At 69.6% G+C, this 14233-nt stretch carries 17 protein-coding genes; 2 read left to right on the forward strand and 15 right to left on the reverse strand.

From position 1 onward, the window contains the following. Positions 1–72 precede the first annotated feature (72 nt). The 15 genes from RCO27_RS15990 to RCO27_RS16060 all read right to left on the reverse strand — a co-directional run bounded on the left by RCO27_RS15990 (position 73) and on the right by RCO27_RS16060 (position 12209). The gene (locus RCO27_RS15990; protein WP_309003698.1) at positions 73–972 is read right to left on the reverse strand and encodes an RDD family protein; all 900 of its coding nucleotides are present in this window, start codon (positions 970–972) and stop codon (positions 73–75) included. Beyond that, the gene (locus RCO27_RS15995) at positions 965–1978 is read right to left on the reverse strand and encodes a stage II sporulation protein M (RefSeq protein ID WP_309003699.1); all 1014 of its coding nucleotides are present in this window, start codon (positions 1976–1978) and stop codon (positions 965–967) included. The genes RCO27_RS15990 and RCO27_RS15995 overlap by 8 nt, the downstream gene beginning before the upstream one ends. Further along, entirely contained in the window at positions 1975–3288 is a 1314-nt protein-coding gene (locus RCO27_RS16000) for a DUF58 domain-containing protein (protein WP_309003700.1), read from the reverse strand. Before RCO27_RS16000 ends, RCO27_RS15995 begins: the two co-directional genes overlap by 4 nt. After that, a complete protein-coding gene (locus tag RCO27_RS16005; RefSeq protein ID WP_309003701.1) occupies positions 3285–3782 on the reverse strand; it encodes a DUF559 domain-containing protein in 498 nt (165 codons plus the stop codon). Before RCO27_RS16005 ends, RCO27_RS16000 begins: the two co-directional genes overlap by 4 nt. After that, a complete protein-coding gene (locus RCO27_RS16010) occupies positions 3763–4719 on the reverse strand; it encodes a MoxR family ATPase (RefSeq protein WP_309003702.1) in 957 nt (318 codons plus the stop codon). The genes RCO27_RS16005 and RCO27_RS16010 overlap by 20 nt, the downstream gene beginning before the upstream one ends. Continuing rightward, the gene (locus RCO27_RS16015; RefSeq protein ID WP_309003703.1) at positions 4716–5912 is read right to left on the reverse strand and encodes a hypothetical protein; all 1197 of its coding nucleotides are present in this window, start codon (positions 5910–5912) and stop codon (positions 4716–4718) included. Before RCO27_RS16015 ends, RCO27_RS16010 begins: the two co-directional genes overlap by 4 nt. Further along, the gene (locus RCO27_RS16020; protein ID WP_309003704.1) at positions 5909–6580 is read right to left on the reverse strand and encodes a hypothetical protein; all 672 of its coding nucleotides are present in this window, start codon (positions 6578–6580) and stop codon (positions 5909–5911) included. The genes RCO27_RS16015 and RCO27_RS16020 overlap by 4 nt, the downstream gene beginning before the upstream one ends. A 65-nt stretch (positions 6581–6645) precedes the next feature. Continuing rightward, positions 6646–8022 (reverse strand): FAD-containing oxidoreductase, encoded by a 1377-nt coding sequence (locus tag RCO27_RS16025; protein ID WP_309003705.1) that lies wholly within the window; start codon positions 8020–8022, stop codon positions 6646–6648. Further along, the gene (locus RCO27_RS16030; RefSeq protein WP_309003706.1) at positions 8019–8477 is read right to left on the reverse strand and encodes a DUF4126 domain-containing protein; all 459 of its coding nucleotides are present in this window, start codon (positions 8475–8477) and stop codon (positions 8019–8021) included. The genes RCO27_RS16025 and RCO27_RS16030 overlap by 4 nt, the downstream gene beginning before the upstream one ends. A 97-nt stretch (positions 8478–8574) precedes the next feature. After that, positions 8575–10161, reverse strand: coding sequence for an MFS transporter (locus RCO27_RS16035; RefSeq protein WP_309003975.1), 1587 nt, complete (start codon positions 10159–10161; stop codon positions 8575–8577). A 131-nt stretch (positions 10162–10292) separates the two neighbouring features. Next, entirely contained in the window at positions 10293–10514 is a 222-nt protein-coding gene (locus RCO27_RS16040) for a DUF4170 domain-containing protein (protein WP_309003707.1), read from the reverse strand. Between the two features lie 58 nt (positions 10515–10572). Continuing rightward, complete coding sequence (locus RCO27_RS16045; protein ID WP_309003708.1) at positions 10573–10959, reverse strand: hypothetical protein; 387 nt, start codon at positions 10957–10959, stop codon at positions 10573–10575. A gap of 32 nt (positions 10960–10991) precedes the next feature. Next, the gene (locus RCO27_RS16050) at positions 10992–11306 is read right to left on the reverse strand and encodes a DUF3618 domain-containing protein (RefSeq protein ID WP_309003709.1); all 315 of its coding nucleotides are present in this window, start codon (positions 11304–11306) and stop codon (positions 10992–10994) included. After that, complete coding sequence (locus RCO27_RS16055; RefSeq protein ID WP_309003710.1) at positions 11303–11686, reverse strand: phage holin family protein; 384 nt, start codon at positions 11684–11686, stop codon at positions 11303–11305. The genes RCO27_RS16050 and RCO27_RS16055 overlap by 4 nt, the downstream gene beginning before the upstream one ends. A gap of 4 nt (positions 11687–11690) precedes the next feature. Next, entirely contained in the window at positions 11691–12209 is a 519-nt protein-coding gene (locus tag RCO27_RS16060; RefSeq protein WP_309003711.1) for a hypothetical protein, read from the reverse strand. A 167-nt stretch (positions 12210–12376) separates the two neighbouring features. On the opposite strand from RCO27_RS16060, the gene eno reads away from it, so the two are divergent. Both eno and RCO27_RS16070 read left to right on the forward strand, forming a co-directional pair. Continuing rightward, positions 12377–13657, forward strand: a complete 1281-nt coding sequence (gene eno / locus RCO27_RS16065; RefSeq protein ID WP_309003712.1) for a phosphopyruvate hydratase — start codon at positions 12377–12379, stop codon at positions 13655–13657. 117 nt (positions 13658–13774) lie between these two features. Further along, on the forward strand, positions 13775–14095 hold the full coding sequence (locus RCO27_RS16070; protein WP_309003713.1) for a septum formation initiator family protein: 321 nt from the start codon (positions 13775–13777) through the stop codon (positions 14093–14095). Positions 14096–14233: the final 138 nt, after the last annotated feature.

Here is a 14233-nt window from a genome sequence, read left to right on the forward strand (position 1 = left end):
AAGGCTGGCATCTCGGGACCAGAGGTCGAGGTCTTTTTTCGCTGAGACCCCAGCCTTCGCTGGGGTGACGGATCAGCCAGGCCCTTTCAGCCGGAGCGCGGTGCGGTCGAACTTGTCCTCGCGCCGTTTGCCGAACAGCAGGCCGCGCTCCATCTTCGCGCGGGCGGCGTCGTAATAGGCGATCAGGAAATCGCGGTCGGCGCCGAGCATCGTCGTCTCGATCTTGTGCCGGATCGTCGCGGCGACGGTGGCGATCGTCTCGGCATTGTCGTCGCGTAGTACCTGTTCCAGCGTCTGCAGCTCGTAGATGCCGTAGACGTCGAGCTGCGCGTCGGTGAAGCTGAAGCTCTCCTGCGGCCGCTCGGCCTGCAGCCGGTCGACGCTCAGCTTGCGCTTCGGCACATTCACCACCCAGGTCCCCGCGAGCAGGTCGCCGACCCGCAGCCGATCCTGGTTGAACAGCGGGAAGAAGATGAAGATCGCCGTCCAGGCGAGCCCGGCCAGCGCGACGAGGCCGCTGCCGCTGCCTTCCGCCGCATTGTAGCCGAGGAAGGAGAGGGGGAGGTAGAATTCGATCTCCCGCATGAGGTTGCGCGCCACGACGCGGTCGGCGATGAGCCGCTCGCCGCTGCGCGCGATGACGCGCAGGCCGACCGCGCGCTTGCCCCAGGTCGCGGCGCGCGGCCCCATTTCCATCACGATGAAGTAGAAGTTCCGCAGCAGGAAGAAGCCCAGCAGCCAGATCACCGCGGCAATCTCGAATCCCTGCGCGCCGATGCTCGAGATGAAGGTGAGGACGAGCAGCGAGAAGCCGACCAGGATCAGCACCATCACGATGAGATCGATCAGGAAGGCACCGGCGCGCTGGCCGAACTCGCCGAGGCTGAGGCTGAGGTCGACCCCCTCCGGCGTCACCAGGGTGCGGCGGCGTCCGGTGAGGGCGCGGCGGTTGACGGCGGCGAACTCAGCCATTGGCCGGCCCCCGCGGCACGTAGAAATAGCCGAGCCAGACGAGCAGCATGGCGCCGCCGACCGCGTAGCGGGTCATGTCGTCGGTGACGAGCTGGCGGCCGAAGCCTTCGAGCAGGCCGGCGACGAGCAGCATGACGACGACCCCCCCCATCACCACCGCGGCCGAGCGGCCGGAGTCCGCGGCGGCGGCGAGGCGGGTCTTCTCGCCCGGGAAGACCACGCTCCAGCCGATCCGGAATCCGGCCGCGCCGGCGAGCACGATCGCGAACAGCTCGGTCGAGCCGTGGATGATCAGCCAGCCGCCCATCTCGAACCCGAGATCGCGCGAGGCGAAGAGCGCGAGGATCGCGCCCAGCATCGTGCCGTTGTGGACGATCAGCATCGCCGTCGGCACGCCGAAGGCGAAGCCGAGCGCGAAGCACATGATCGAGACCTGGCTGTTGTGGGTGAAGAGGTAGGTCGCGAAGACGCTCAGGCCGCTCGTGCCCTCGTCATGATAGAGCGTCTCGCGCAGCGCCGCGGCCGAGGCGCCGAAATCGCGGCCGCCCGCCAGCCCGGACGGCACGAAGCCGTCGTACCAGCTCGGATCGGAGGAAACGAGCATGTAGCCGGCGAGCGCGCCGATCAGCATGAGCAGGCCGGAGATCAAAGTCTCCTTCCAGAGCCCCCGAACGGCCGCCGGCCAGTCGCGCGCGAAGAAGGCGCCGATCCGCGCGGCCGCGGTGGTACGTACGCCGTAGACGAAGAAATAGGCGCGGGCGCACAGGCCCTCGAGATAGTTGACGAGCTCGAGGTCGAGCGAGGTCTCGCGCGCCACCGAAAGGGCCGAGAGCGCGCCGCGATAGAGGATCGGGAGCGCGAGCAGGTCCTCGTCCGGAAGCTTGCGGAGCGATCCTTTCTCGGCGCGCGTCAATATGTCCTCCAGCCGGCGCCAGTCGGCCTCCCGCGCGGCCCGGAAGCGGCGGGTGTCGGCGGGGAGGAGGGCGATGTCGGGCGCGGTGCTCACAGCAGCGCCCTCCGCTTGAGATCGAGATAGGCGTTGACCAGCGCCGGCCCCGCCTGGTCGCCGGTCGCCTCGACGAGATGGACGCCGAGATGGCGAAGCCTGGTGAGGACCAGCCGCCGCTCCCGCAGCAGCAGCGAGGCGGTGACGGCGCGGCTGATGTCGTCGGGCTCGGCCGGCTCGGCGGCGGTGAAGCCTTCCAACTCCTCGTCGCGCAGCACGACGAACAGGACGAGGTGGCGCTTCAGCAGCGTGCCGACGGATTCCAGCATCAGCTCCGCGCTGATCGAGTCGGCGAACTCCGTGAAGATGACGATCAGCGAACGGCGAGCGAGACTCTCGGCGAGAGTCGCGATGCCGAGCGTGTAATTGGTCTCATGGTCCGAATAGTCGATCCCGGCCGCCACCCGCTGAAGCATCGCGAAGGCGCGCGGGCCCGAGATCGGCTTGCTCGACGCACGCGGGCGGGAATCGAAGGCGAACAGGCCGACGCGGTCGCCGTCCTTCAATGCGATATAGGCGGTGAGCAGGGCCGCCGAGACCGCACGGTCGATCCGCGGCATGCCGCCGTGCGGCTCGCACATCGCCCGGCCGGTATCGAGCGCCATCACGATGTTGTTGTTGCGCTCGGTGCGATATTCCTTGGCGACGAGATGGGTGTGGCGGGCCGACGTCTTCCAGTCGATCGCCCGCCGGTCCATGCCCTGGCGGTAGTCGGCCAGCGCCTCGAACTCGGCGCCTTCGCCGACCTGCATCTGGGCGATCATGCCATGGAGCGCATCGCGGTTGATGAGCCTGGGCGCCTGCTCGCGGACCGGGCGGATGTCGGGGCTGATCAGCACCGGCTGGTCGAGCGCGAGCTGGCGTTGCCTCCAGACCAGCCCGAGCGGACCCCGCCAGCGCGCCCAGACGGCGTCGAGCGTCGCCGTGCCCCGCCGCTCGGCCTTGAGCACGACCGCCGCCGTCCCGCCCGTCTTCGCCATCTCCGCCCCGGCGCGCCAGCCGAGCGGCGCCGAGACCGGGCCCGAGGCGCCGAGCGCGACCTCGACGGCGCCGGGTGCGGCTGCCTTGAAATGCGCGCGGACGAGAACCGCGAAACTCTCGCCGACGCCGACCGCGCCCGGACCCTCGCAGGCGACCTCGACGCTCCGCGCGCCGGCGCCGACGAAGACATCGACCGCGGCGGCCGCGGCCAGCGCGACCAGCAGGGCGAGCCCCGCCGTCCAGAAGGCGGGAAAGAAGATGCCGATCAGCAGCGCCACCGGCGCCACCGCGGCGGCGAGCAGCACGGCCAGGCGGGTCGGGTAGATCATAGTTCCTCCCCGGAACGGGGAGGGGGACCGCGACGCGCAGCGTCGTGGTGGAGGGGCCGGCACTGAGTCAGAATATGAGTGACCACCGCACCGATATCCTTCAGCACCTCGCGAGCCGGAATGCGCAGGGTGCGGAAACCCTGGTTCGCCAGCCATTCGTCGCGCGTGTGGTCGCGGACCGGCCGGCCCCCGCGATCATGTACTTCGCCATCGATCTCGATCGCCAGCTTCGCCTCCAGGCAGGCGAAGTCGAGTACGAAAGGCCCTGCGGGATGCTGTTTTCGAAAGCGAAAGCCGGTCTGTCGTTTTCTCAACTCGCGCCAGAGCAGACCCTCGGGGAGGGTGAGATTTCTGCGCAGCTTGCGCGCCTTTCCAACGGCTGAGGCGGTTCCTCTCAGCATTCGTGCCAGCCCCTCCACCATGCTTCGCATGGTCCCCCTCCCCGTACCGGGGAGGAATTGGCGCGTTCCCGTCTCACCGCGGCGCCCCGACATCGTCGATCAGGCGGGTGATGACGCTTTCGACCGGCCGGCCCTCGATTTCGGCCGCGGCGGAGAGCAGGATGCGGTGCCGGAGCGCCGGCGGGGCGAGCACCTTGACGTCGTCGGGGATGACATAGTCGCGCCCGTCCAGCGCCGCCCGCGCCCGCGCCGCGCCGGCGAGCATCGCCGCCGCACGGGGTGAGGCGCCGCCTTCCAGGTCCGGCGCTTCGCGGGTCGCGCGGACCAGGGCGACGATATAGTCGACCACCTCGCCGACCATCGGCACCGCCGCCACCGCGGCCACCGCCTCGGCGAGACGGCCGGCGCCGACCTTCTGCTGGATGCCCCAGTCGGCGGCCTTGGGCGAGCCGAAGCGGGCGCCGTGGCTGGCCACGATCCTGCGCTCCTCCTCCGCCGACGGATAGCCCATCACATGCTTGAACAGGAACCGGTCGAGCTGCGCCTCGGGCAGCGGATAGACGCCCTGCTGCTCGATCGGATTCTGGGTCGCAATGACCATGAAGCGCTCGCCCAGCTTGTAGGTCTCGCCATCGATGGTGACGGCGCGCTCCTGCATCGCCTCCAGCAGGGCGGCCTGTGTCTTGGGCGGCGTGCGGTTGATCTCGTCGGCGAGCAGGATGTCGCAGAAGATCGGGCCCCGAGTCAGCGTGAACTGGCTGGTCTGGAAGTTGAACAGGTTGGAGCCGAGGATGTCGCCCGGCATCAGGTCCGGCGTGAACTGGACGCGGCCGAAATCGAGGCCGAGCACCCGTGCGAAACATTGGGCGAGGAAGGTCTTGGCGGTGCCCGGCGGGCCTTCGAGCAGGATATGGCCCGAGGCGAACAGGGCGATCAGCATCAGCTCGACCGCATCGTCCTGGCCGACGATCGCCTTGGCCACTTCGGCGCGGATCTCGTCCGCCAGTCCCTTCACCTCGGCTACATTCACGGGAGGGTATCCTTCTTCCATTGATAGAGGGCGCGCGCCGCCTGCATCAGGCTGGGGCGGTCGCGGGCGAGAGCGAGGCGGCCGGCGAGCGCGCTGAACGGCTCATGGCCACGGTTCATCCGGTCGAGATAGGCATCAAGCGCCTCGTCCTGCAGCCAGGCGGGCGCATTGGCGGCGCGGGCGGTTTCCTGCCGCAGCACGTCGGCATAGGCACCGCCGAGATTGGCTTCGCGCCCCGCGAGCCGGATGAGGCCCGCGCTGTTCTCGACCAGCGCCGCCTTGCCGAGCGGGATCGCCCGCTCCTCGGTCCGCGCGGGGCCGAAGCGAAAGGCGCCGTGGAGGCCGGCGAGCAGGGCGGCGATGACCAGCGCCAGCGTCATGGCGAGGAAGGGCGGTTCGAAGGCGAGGCGCAGCAGGTTGGGCGAATTGTCGGCGCCGAGGCCATTCGTCGTGACGTCGAAATCGACGCCCGTCGCGCCGGTGGCGTTGAGCGCGTCGATCAGCGTCACCGCGGCGCGCGCGCGGGCCGGGTCGGCGAGGCCCTGATTGTTGAGCAGATCGGGATCGGCGACGATGTAGTGCGGCTGATTGCCGATCCGCGCGACCAGCGCATCACCGCTTGAGAGGCGCACCAGCGGCGCCAACATCGTCCCTGAGACGACCTGGGCCGAGTCCGGCATCGACAGACTCAGCCCTTCGAGAAAGTCCCGGCCATAGGCGGTGCGCGTCGCCGGGTTCCGCCAGGGCGCGACCCGCAGGTCCTTGCCCAGCGCGGCGATCGCCGGAACCGGCACGCCGGTGCCGATGCGGCGTACCCAGCCGCGATGCCCGGGATCGGGCACGGTCACCCATTTCGGCAGGATGAGCAGCGTCGCGCGGCCCTGCCGGCGCTCCAGCAGCTGGGTGAGCTGTGCGGCGTTGGTGGCCGGCTCGATCGACACCACCAGCAGATTCTCCGAATAGACGTCGGAGGCGTCGCGGATGATCCGCGTCTCGCGGAAGGCGCCGACGAGCGTCACCAGCCCCTTGAACCCGGTCGCCGAGACCGACAGGACATGTGCTCTCCCGTCGCGCGGGGTACCGAGATTGCTCCCGTAGGCCAGCAGCAGGAGCAAAGCGGCAAAGCCTGCAATCCCTGCCGCGATCAGGCCGAAGACCAGCTTCGGATTGAACGGATTGGCCGCCTTGCTCATCCGCGCCACCCGTCGGCGAAGGCGAAGTCCTCATAGGCCGCGCGGCAGTCACGCCAGTCGTCGGCGCCGAGCGGGCGGCGCGCGAACAGGCTGCGCTCGACCATCGCCGCGATCCGCGCGAAGGCGCCGCGCGGCCGGTCCGGAATCGCCGGCAGCGCGGCGATGTCGCGGCTGGTGAGGGCGGGGCGGACGAGCTCCGGGCGGCGCTGGTCGATATCCTCGATGCTGCGGAAGAGCAGCAGGTGCGCGGCCTCCGAATAGAGACCGCGGGCGGCGAGCGCGTCCGCCTCGCTCAGCAATTGCCGCGCCGGCGCCTCCTCCGGCCGCCAGCTCTCGTCCGGCGCTTCGGCCGGCGGCTTGCGCCAGGGCCATTCCGAGCCCGAGAAACGCAGGTAGAGCGCGTAGAGGATGTAGAGCACGAACGCCGCGACCGCGGCCCAGAACAGGATTTCGACCACCGGCCAGATGGTCCGGATGAAATTGCCCATCGATCCCGACCACTCGGGCATGTCCGGCGGATCAGGCGGGGTGAACGGCTCCATCCGGAACTGGATGGATTCATCGGCCAGCAGGCGACGGTGCGCCTCGGCGAAGGCTGCGGGGTCGGGCGCGGGAAGGTCCGCCGCCATGTCGGGCTTGCCCGGTCCGATCGGCGGCTTGACTGTCATGCCTGCGTGATTCCCCCTTTCGTCCCCGTATCCTAGGCGGGGGCCGTCCGGGCCTGCAAGCCGGATCAGGCCGGTCTGAGGTCGCCGATCAGGGTAGGGATGAGCTCGGAGACGGTCGGGTGGATCGGCACCGCCCAGCGCAGCGCATCGATCGTCTGGTCGGCATTCATCATGTCGAGGATGCCGTGGATCGCCTCGTCGCCGCCGGCGCCGAGGATCGCCGCGCCGAGGATGCGGCGGGTTTCCGCGTCGGCGACCATGGTCATCAGGCCCTTGGTCTCGCCCTTCTCTATGGCGCGGCCGACGCGGGTCATCGGCCGCGAGGAGACGAGCAGCGGCCGTCCGGACTTGCGCGCCTCGGTTTCGGTCATGCCGACCCGGCCGAGCGGCGGATCGGTGTAGAGCGCATAGCCGGGGAGGCGCTGGTGGAGGCCGCGATCCTGGCCGTCGAGCAGGTTGGCCGCTACGATCTCGTAATCGTTGTACGAGGTGTGGGTGAAGGCGCCGCGGCCGTTGCAGTCGCCGATCGCCCAGATGCCGGGCACACTGGTCTCCAGCCTGTCATTGACCGTAATGTAGCCGCGCGCGTCGGCGGTGATGCCGGCGGCCTCCAGACCGAGATCGTCCGTGTTCGGCCGGCGCCCGACGGCGAGCAGGATGTGGCTTCCGACCGCGACCGGTGGCCCTTCCCGGCAGTCGACGCCGATCGCCGGACCGTCCGGATGGGCGATGAGGCTGATGCATTCGGCCTTGAGGCGGATGTTGATGCCCTCGTCCTCGAGGATCTGGCGGATCGTGTCGGAGATGACCGGGTCCTCGCGGCCGATCAGCCGGTCGGCCTTCTCGACAATCGTGACCTCGGTGCCGAAGCGGCGGAAGATCTGGCCGAACTCCAGCCCGACATAGGAGCCGCCGACGACGATCAGGTGGCGGGGCAGCTCCTCGAGCGCGAGAATCGAGCTGTTGTCGAGGTGCGGCACCTCGCCGACGCCGGGGAAGTCCGGGACGTTCGCGCGGCCGCCGACATTGATGAAGATGCGTGGTGCGGTGATCAGGTCGCCGCCGACACGGACAGCATTCGGTCCTTCGAAGCGGGCATGTTCGTGATAGAGGGTGAGCCGCTCCATCCCGGCGAGCCATTTCTCGTTGTTGGTGCGCGCGTTCAGAGTCACCTGATGCGCGCGGGCGTGGACCTTGGCGTAATCGATGCCGACCTCCGGCACGATCACGCCGTAATCGGCGGCCCGCCGGGCCAGGTGGGCGGCATAGGCGCTGGCGACCAGCGCCTTGGTCGGCATGCAGCCGGTGTTGACGCAGGTGCCGCCAATCAGGTGGCGCTCGGCCAGCGCGACCGTCATGCCGGCATCGTTGAGGCGTCCGGCGAGCGACGGCCCGGCCTGGCCGGCGCCGATGACGATCGCGTCGAAGGCGCGCGCGCTCACAGCGCGCAAACGATCAGCGCCGCGCCGCCGACCGCGATCACGTCCTCGACCAGCGCAGCCGGCAGGTCGCGGCCGAAGCGCGCGGCGAGAGCGGACCGGAGCGCGGCGCCGCCATAGGTGCCGATCACGGCTCCGACGATGCCGGCGATCAGGCCGGGGATCAGCAGCCCAGCCGTTGCGCCGATCGTGGCGCCCGAGAGCCCGCCGGTCAGCAGCCGCGCGCCGAACTGGATCGGCACCTTGCGGCTGGGCGTTCGGGCGAGCTGATCGGTGACCAGTTCACCGACGGCCAGAAGCGCGAAGAGGATGGCCGCCCAGCATGACGCCATGAATGCCAATGGCGTTCCGGCGAGCGAGAAAAGGCCAAGCCACGCGCCGATGCTGACGGCTGCGGGCGCCGTCATCGCGCGGAGCCCGGCAACCACGCCGATCAGGGTGGCAAGCAGGTAGATCATCGCCTGTTCCTTTCAAGACTCATGAGCCACCCACCAGGCGTCTTGGTGCAACGCTCCTGCCGGGCCGTCAATTCATGGCGAGAACGAAACGAGCGGCCTACCGGCCGAGATTGGGATCCGTAACCGGATCGGCCATCTCGCGCGGTCCCGGTTCCCGCGTGTGCGGCAGCGAGCCGGTCTGGCGTTCGACCATGCGGCGGATTTTCAGCGGTTCCGGTCCCTGGTGGAGCGCGCGCAGCCGCTGGGTGATCTCGGCATCGGCCTGGGTGATGCGGTTGTTGTGGCGGATATAGTCGACCCAGGTCGGCGTCTGGAACCGCTCGATCCAGATCTCCGGATCGGCGAGGTCACGCATCAGCGACCAGTGCCGCGCGCCGTCGCGAATCCGCACCCGCCGCCGCTCGGCCATAGCGGACAGGAAGGCGGGGATGTCGCTCGCCCGGATGCGATAGTCGACCGTCACCACGATCGGGCCGCTGCGCGATTCGATCGGCACCGCGGTATCGGGCGGCACCCATTCGCGCAGGGGATCGAGGTTGACGTCGGCGGCCGCCGGCAGCGAGCGCCAGAATCCGAGCAGCGCGCTCGCCGCCAGCACGGCCGCCGCGCCGAACAGCGCGATCCGGATCGAGCCCGCCTCCGCCGTGCGGCCCCAGGCCCAGCTGCCGATCGCCATGCCGCCGAACGCGCTCATCTGATAGAGCGAGAGGGCGCGAGCGACGACCCAGCGCGGCGAGTGGAGCTGGACCGTCACGTTGAAGGTCGACAGGCCGAGCACCCAGGAGAGGCCGGCCAGGGCCAGCAGGGCCATAGTTGCCGGCAGGAGCGTGCTGATCGCGGCCAGCGCCGCGGCCAGCGCGAATCCGGCGCAGGCGATCCGTACGATTGCCTCGGAATTGAACCGACGCCGCAACCGCGCGCTCGCCAGCGCGCCGCCGACCGCGCCTGCCCCGAACGCGCCGAGCAGAAGGCCGTAGGTCAGCGGGCCGCCGGCGATCACGTCGCGCGCGATCAGCGGCATCAGCGCCGGCACCGCGCTCGCGCCGATGCCGAACAGCAACGCACGGCTCAGCACCACGCGGATCGCCGGCGACATGGCGGCGTAGCGCAACCCCGCGCCGATCGCGACGCCGAGCCGCTCGGGCGGCAACTTGCGCGGCGGCAGGTCCGGCCGCCAGCGCGCGAGCACCGCGACCAGCCCCACATAGCTGAGCGCATTGATCGCGAACGCCGCCGCCGCCCCGGCCGCGGCGACGATCGCGCCGCCGAGCGCGGGACCGAGGCTCCGAGCGATGTTGAAGCCGGCGCTGTTCAGCGCGACCGCGCCGGGCAGGTCGCCGCGCGGCACCATCTCGCCGACCGAGGCCTGCCAGGCCGGCCCGTTGAATGCGGTGCCGCAGCCGATCAGGAAGGTGAAGGCGAGCAGCAGCCAGGGGGTGATCAGCCCGAACCAGGCGCAGGCGGAGAGCGCGGCCGAGACGACCAGCATGAAGACCTGCGCGCCGAGCATCATCCGCCGCCGGTCGAAATTGTCGGCCAGTGCTCCGGCGACGAGCGACAGCAGCATGATCGGCAAGGTGACCGAGGTCTGGACGAGCGCCACCATCTCGGCCGAGGTCGCGATCGACGCCATCATCCACGAGGCGCCGACCGACTGGATCATGCCCCCGAAATTGGAGGCCATGCTGGCGATCCACACCGCGCGGAACACGGGATGCCGGAGCGGTGCGAAGCCGGAGCCGGAAGACGTTGCGGGAGACGCGGGCACGAGGCGCACCCTTCCCGAACGGGCGCGCGCGGGCAAGTCCCGGTGGCTTACTTCTTTTCGTCCGCCTCCGGCTCCAGCAGCCGGTGGAGGTGGACCACGACATATTTCATTTCGGCATCGTCCACGGTGCGCTGCGCCTTGCCGCGCCAGGCGTCCACGGCGCTCGCATAGTCGGGATAGAGACCGACCATATCGATGGTCGAGAGATCGAAATCGAGGCCGCGCGGATCCTTGACCCGGCCGCCGAACACGAAGTGAAGCTTGCTCATGCGCGGCCGCCTATGCCGGATCGAACAAGGGCGCAACCCGGCACCTGCAGACGCCGGATCAATCCCGAGAGCCGACCGCCTCGCCGACGGCGCGGACGACCTTGCCGGTGATCTCGTCGGTGCGGGCGCGGCCGGCGTCGATGCCCTTGCGCGCGGCCTCGCGGCCCGCCTCGACCAGCCGGTGGCCGGTCTTGCCGAGCCATTCGGTCTCGCGGCGGGTGCGGGGCGCGAGCGCGCCGATCAGCGCGCCGATCGCGAGGCCGCCGAGCACCGCGGCGACCGGATAGACGCCGAGCTGGTCGGTGACCTCGCTGGTCCGCTCGCGCGCCGCTTCATAGGCGGACTGGGTGCGCGACCGGGCGGTATCGAGCGCGCGGGCGGCGCGACCCTTCTGCTCCGCCTTCGCCTCGGGGGTGCCGCCGCCGTTCGTCTTCTTCGCAACCATGACCTAAAGCTCCTTGCCGCGCGTCGAACCGTTCAACTCCGGTCTTCCGCGTTCGATCCTTCCTCGTCGTCGCCCGAGATCAGGCGGGCGGCCGCCCGTTTCAATGGGCCCCGCGCCAGAAACAGCGCGACGGCGCCGAGCGTCGCAGTGACCGCGACCGGACGGCTTTTCACCGCCTCGACCGCAGTGTCGGCGATCTCGGCGCCCTTGCCCTTGACCCCGTCCCACGCCTCTTCGGCGAGCGCATTGGGGTGCAGCCGTGCCTGCGCCGAGGCGAGGGTGACATCGAATCGCCGCCGTGCCCGCTCCGCGGCACGTTTCGCGTCCTCGATCTCCCCGAGGATCATGGCCGCTGCTCGCCGCGCTCGATCGCTGCGCGCTCCAGCGGGTCCTGGCCGAGGCCCTTGACGCCGGTCCAGCCATAGCGTGCCAGCGCATAGCCGCCGGCGGCCAGCGGCACACCGACGACGAAGCCGGCAAGCAACGGCCCGATCGCCTGGGAAAGGCTGACCATCGCGGCGATGACCAGCGCGGTCATCGCCGCGAACAGCAGGAACCAGCCGATCGCCAGCGCGACCAGCGCCTTGCGGGCGCGCACGGCACGGTAGCGGGCAATCGTCTTGTAGAGCTCGATCTCGGCTTCCGCATAGGCGCGCCCGTCCTCGACCAGCCGGCCGACGAGATCGCCGATCGATTCCTCCTTCGGATCGGGCCCCCCGTTCGCCAAGCGATCAGTCTCCGTCGTTGGCCGCGTCGCCGCGCTTGGCGCCGGTCACGTCGTCGAGACCGGTGCGCAGCACGCGGACCAAAGCGAAGCCGACCACCGCCGCCGCCGCGATTGCGACGACTGGGCTCTTGCGGACGACCGACTTGGCGTCGTCGACGATGTCGTCGACGCTCTTCTCGCGGACCTTGCCGGCAAAATCGGACACCGCGCCGGCGGCGCGATGGGCGTAGCCGCCATAATCCGCGCCGAGCCGCTCCTCGATCGACTTGGCCGCATCCTCGATCACCGCGCTGATGTCGTCGAGCAGGGTCGCGCCCTTGCCCTTGCCGTCGTCGGCATAGGCGCGCAGCTTCTCGCCCGCCTGGCCGCGCAGGGTGGTGACCTGGTCTCTGACCTGGCGGACCAGCTTGTCGCTGGCATCGCGCGCCGCGCCGCTCTTGGCGACGAAGCCGCCGCCGGTTTCTGACGCGCCGTTCACCACCTTGTCGGTGCCTTCGGGAAGTTCGGGGTCGCGACGGGGCATGCTGGTCCTCCACTCTCTTGGAAACGTCTCGTCCGGTGAAAACACGTGCCTTGCCGCTTCCGTTCCGGGCACCGGACAGGAAAGTTGCAAGTGCCGCCACCGGCCGATAATCGGCCCTCGACGCATATAGTCGCCCCGCTCCCGTTCGATAAGAGGCCGAAACGATTATGACAGCCATCGTCCACCTGCATGCCCGCCAGATTCTCGACAGCCGCGGCAATCCGACGGTGGAGGTCGACGCCCTGCTGGAGGACGGCAGCCTCGGCCGCGCGGCGGTGCCGTCGGGCGCCTCGACCGGCGCGCACGAGGCGGTCGAGAAGCGCGACGGCGACAAGACGCGCTGGCTCGGCAAGGGCGTCGAGGCGGCGGTCGAGGCGGTGAATGGCGAGATCGCCGCCACCGTGATCGGCCTGGAGGCCGAGGACCAGGGCGAGATCGATGCGGCGATGATCGAGCTCGACGGGACCGGGAACAAGTCGCGGCTCGGCGCCAATGCCATCCTCGGCGTCAGCCTCGCGGCGGCGAAGGCGGCGGCCGAGGCGCGGGGGCTGCCGCTCTTCCGCTATGTCGGCGGCGTTGCGGCCAGCACGCTGCCGGTGCCGATGATGAACATCCTGAACGGCGGCGCCCATGCCGACAATCCGATCGACTTCCAGGAGTTCATGGTGATGCCGGTCGGCGCGCCGACCTTTTCCGAGGCGCTGCGCTGCGGCGCGGAGATCTTCCATACCCTCAAGAAGAAGCTGCACGATGCGGGCCTCGCCACCGCGGTCGGCGACGAGGGCGGCTTCGCGCCGAACCTCGCCTCGGCGCGCGACGCACTCGACTTCATCATGCAGTCAGTGGAAGCGGCCGGTTACGCGCCCGGCGATGACGTCGTCCTCGCGCTCGACTGCGCGGCGACCGAATTCTTCAGGGACGGCGCCTACCGGATGGAGGGGGAGGGCAAGGTGCTCTCGCCGACCGAGATGGCCGACTATCTCGCCGGCCTCGCCCGCGACTATCCGATCCTGTCGATCGAGGACGGGATGAGCGAGGACGACCTCGACGGCTGGAAGGCGCTGACGACCCTGATCGGCGACAAGGTCCAACTCGTCGGCGACGACCTCTTCGTCACCAATCCGAAGCGTCTGCGCATGGGCATCGACACCGGCCTCGCCAACTCGATCCTGATCAAGGTCAACCAGATCGGCACGCTCACCGAGACGCTGGACGCGGTGAACATGGCGCACCGCGCCGCCTACACCGCGGTGATGTCGCACCGCTCGGGCGAGACCGAGGACACGACCATCGCCGACCTCGCCGTCGCCACCAATTGCGGGCAGATCAAGACCGGCAGTCTCGCCCGCTCCGACCGGCTCGCCAAGTACAATCAGCTGCTCCGGATCGAGGAGGAACTGGGCGAGGTCGCGCACTATGCGGGCCGGGAGATTTTCGCGTCGAATTGAGGCCGGTGAATCGGGTTGGCGGTTTTTTTCGGGTTCGGCCTCAAATGGCTTGATTCGACGCGGTTTTACTGATTCTGTGGCATCGCGATGACGGCGATGCGCAATCCCTTGCAGCTGATGAAACGGGCGATCCTGCCCGCGCTCGGGCTGCTCGTGATCGCGAACTTCGTCGGCTATGCCGTGGTCGGCGAGAATGGCGTCCTCTCCTGGGGCGACTATCGTCGCGCGAAGGCGGAAAAGGCGGCGCAGCTCGCCCAGCTCCAGACCGAGCGCGACCGGCTCCAGCACCGTGCGCAACTCCTCGATCCGCGCAACGTCGATCCCGATCTCGCCGAAGAAATGGTGCGCCGCAATCTCGGCCTCGTCCGTCCGGACGAGGTGATCGTCGAGCTGCCCGCGGATCCCGCGGCCGCACCCGCCGTCGCGCCGCGCCGCTGAACCGTCCACCGGTTTCCGTAACGTCGTCCCCCGGTTGCACCCCGGTCCGTTTGCGGCCATAGGGGCGCCAGTCACAGCCGAGAGGAAAGGGCCGGATCGAAGTGGCCAGGGCAGCATCGTCGAAGGGCGCCGCACCGC

It is taken from the genome of Sphingosinicella sp. LHD-64, from assembly GCF_031157375.1.
Classification (GTDB): domain Bacteria; phylum Pseudomonadota; class Alphaproteobacteria; order Sphingomonadales; family Sphingomonadaceae; genus Allosphingosinicella.

What these genes read in the sequence shown, in the direction of transcription:
- RCO27_RS15990 (WP_309003698.1), bottom strand. Translation starts at nt 972, where the DNA reads ATGGCTGAGTTCGCCGCCGTCAACCGCCGCGCCCTCACCGGACGCCGC.
- RCO27_RS16000 (WP_309003700.1), bottom strand. Translation starts at nt 3,288, where the DNA reads ATGATCTACCCGACCCGCCTGGCCGTGCTGCTCGCCGCCGCGGTGGCG.
- RCO27_RS16005 (WP_309003701.1), bottom strand. Translation starts at nt 3,782, where the DNA reads ATGTCGGGGCGCCGCGGTGAGACGGGAACGCGCCAATTCCTCCCCGGT.
- RCO27_RS16015 (WP_309003703.1), bottom strand. Translation starts at nt 5,912, where the DNA reads ATGAGCAAGGCGGCCAATCCGTTCAATCCGAAGCTGGTCTTCGGCCTG.
- RCO27_RS16020 (WP_309003704.1), bottom strand. Translation starts at nt 6,580, where the DNA reads ATGACAGTCAAGCCGCCGATCGGACCGGGCAAGCCCGACATGGCGGCG.
- RCO27_RS16030 (WP_309003706.1), bottom strand. Translation starts at nt 8,477, where the DNA reads ATGATCTACCTGCTTGCCACCCTGATCGGCGTGGTTGCCGGGCTCCGC.
- RCO27_RS16035 (WP_309003975.1), bottom strand. Translation starts at nt 10,161, where the DNA reads ATGGCCTCCAATTTCGGGGGCATGATCCAGTCGGTCGGCGCCTCGTGG.
- RCO27_RS16040 (WP_309003707.1), bottom strand. Translation starts at nt 10,514, where the DNA reads ATGAGCAAGCTTCACTTCGTGTTCGGCGGCCGGGTCAAGGATCCGCGC.
- RCO27_RS16045 (WP_309003708.1), bottom strand. Translation starts at nt 10,959, where the DNA reads ATGGTTGCGAAGAAGACGAACGGCGGCGGCACCCCCGAGGCGAAGGCG.
- RCO27_RS16050 (WP_309003709.1), bottom strand. Translation starts at nt 11,306, where the DNA reads ATGATCCTCGGGGAGATCGAGGACGCGAAACGTGCCGCGGAGCGGGCA.
- RCO27_RS16060 (WP_309003711.1), bottom strand. Translation starts at nt 12,209, where the DNA reads ATGCCCCGTCGCGACCCCGAACTTCCCGAAGGCACCGACAAGGTGGTG.
- eno (WP_309003712.1), top strand. Translation starts at nt 12,377, where the DNA reads ATGACAGCCATCGTCCACCTGCATGCCCGCCAGATTCTCGACAGCCGC.
- RCO27_RS16070 (WP_309003713.1), top strand. Translation starts at nt 13,775, where the DNA reads ATGAAACGGGCGATCCTGCCCGCGCTCGGGCTGCTCGTGATCGCGAAC.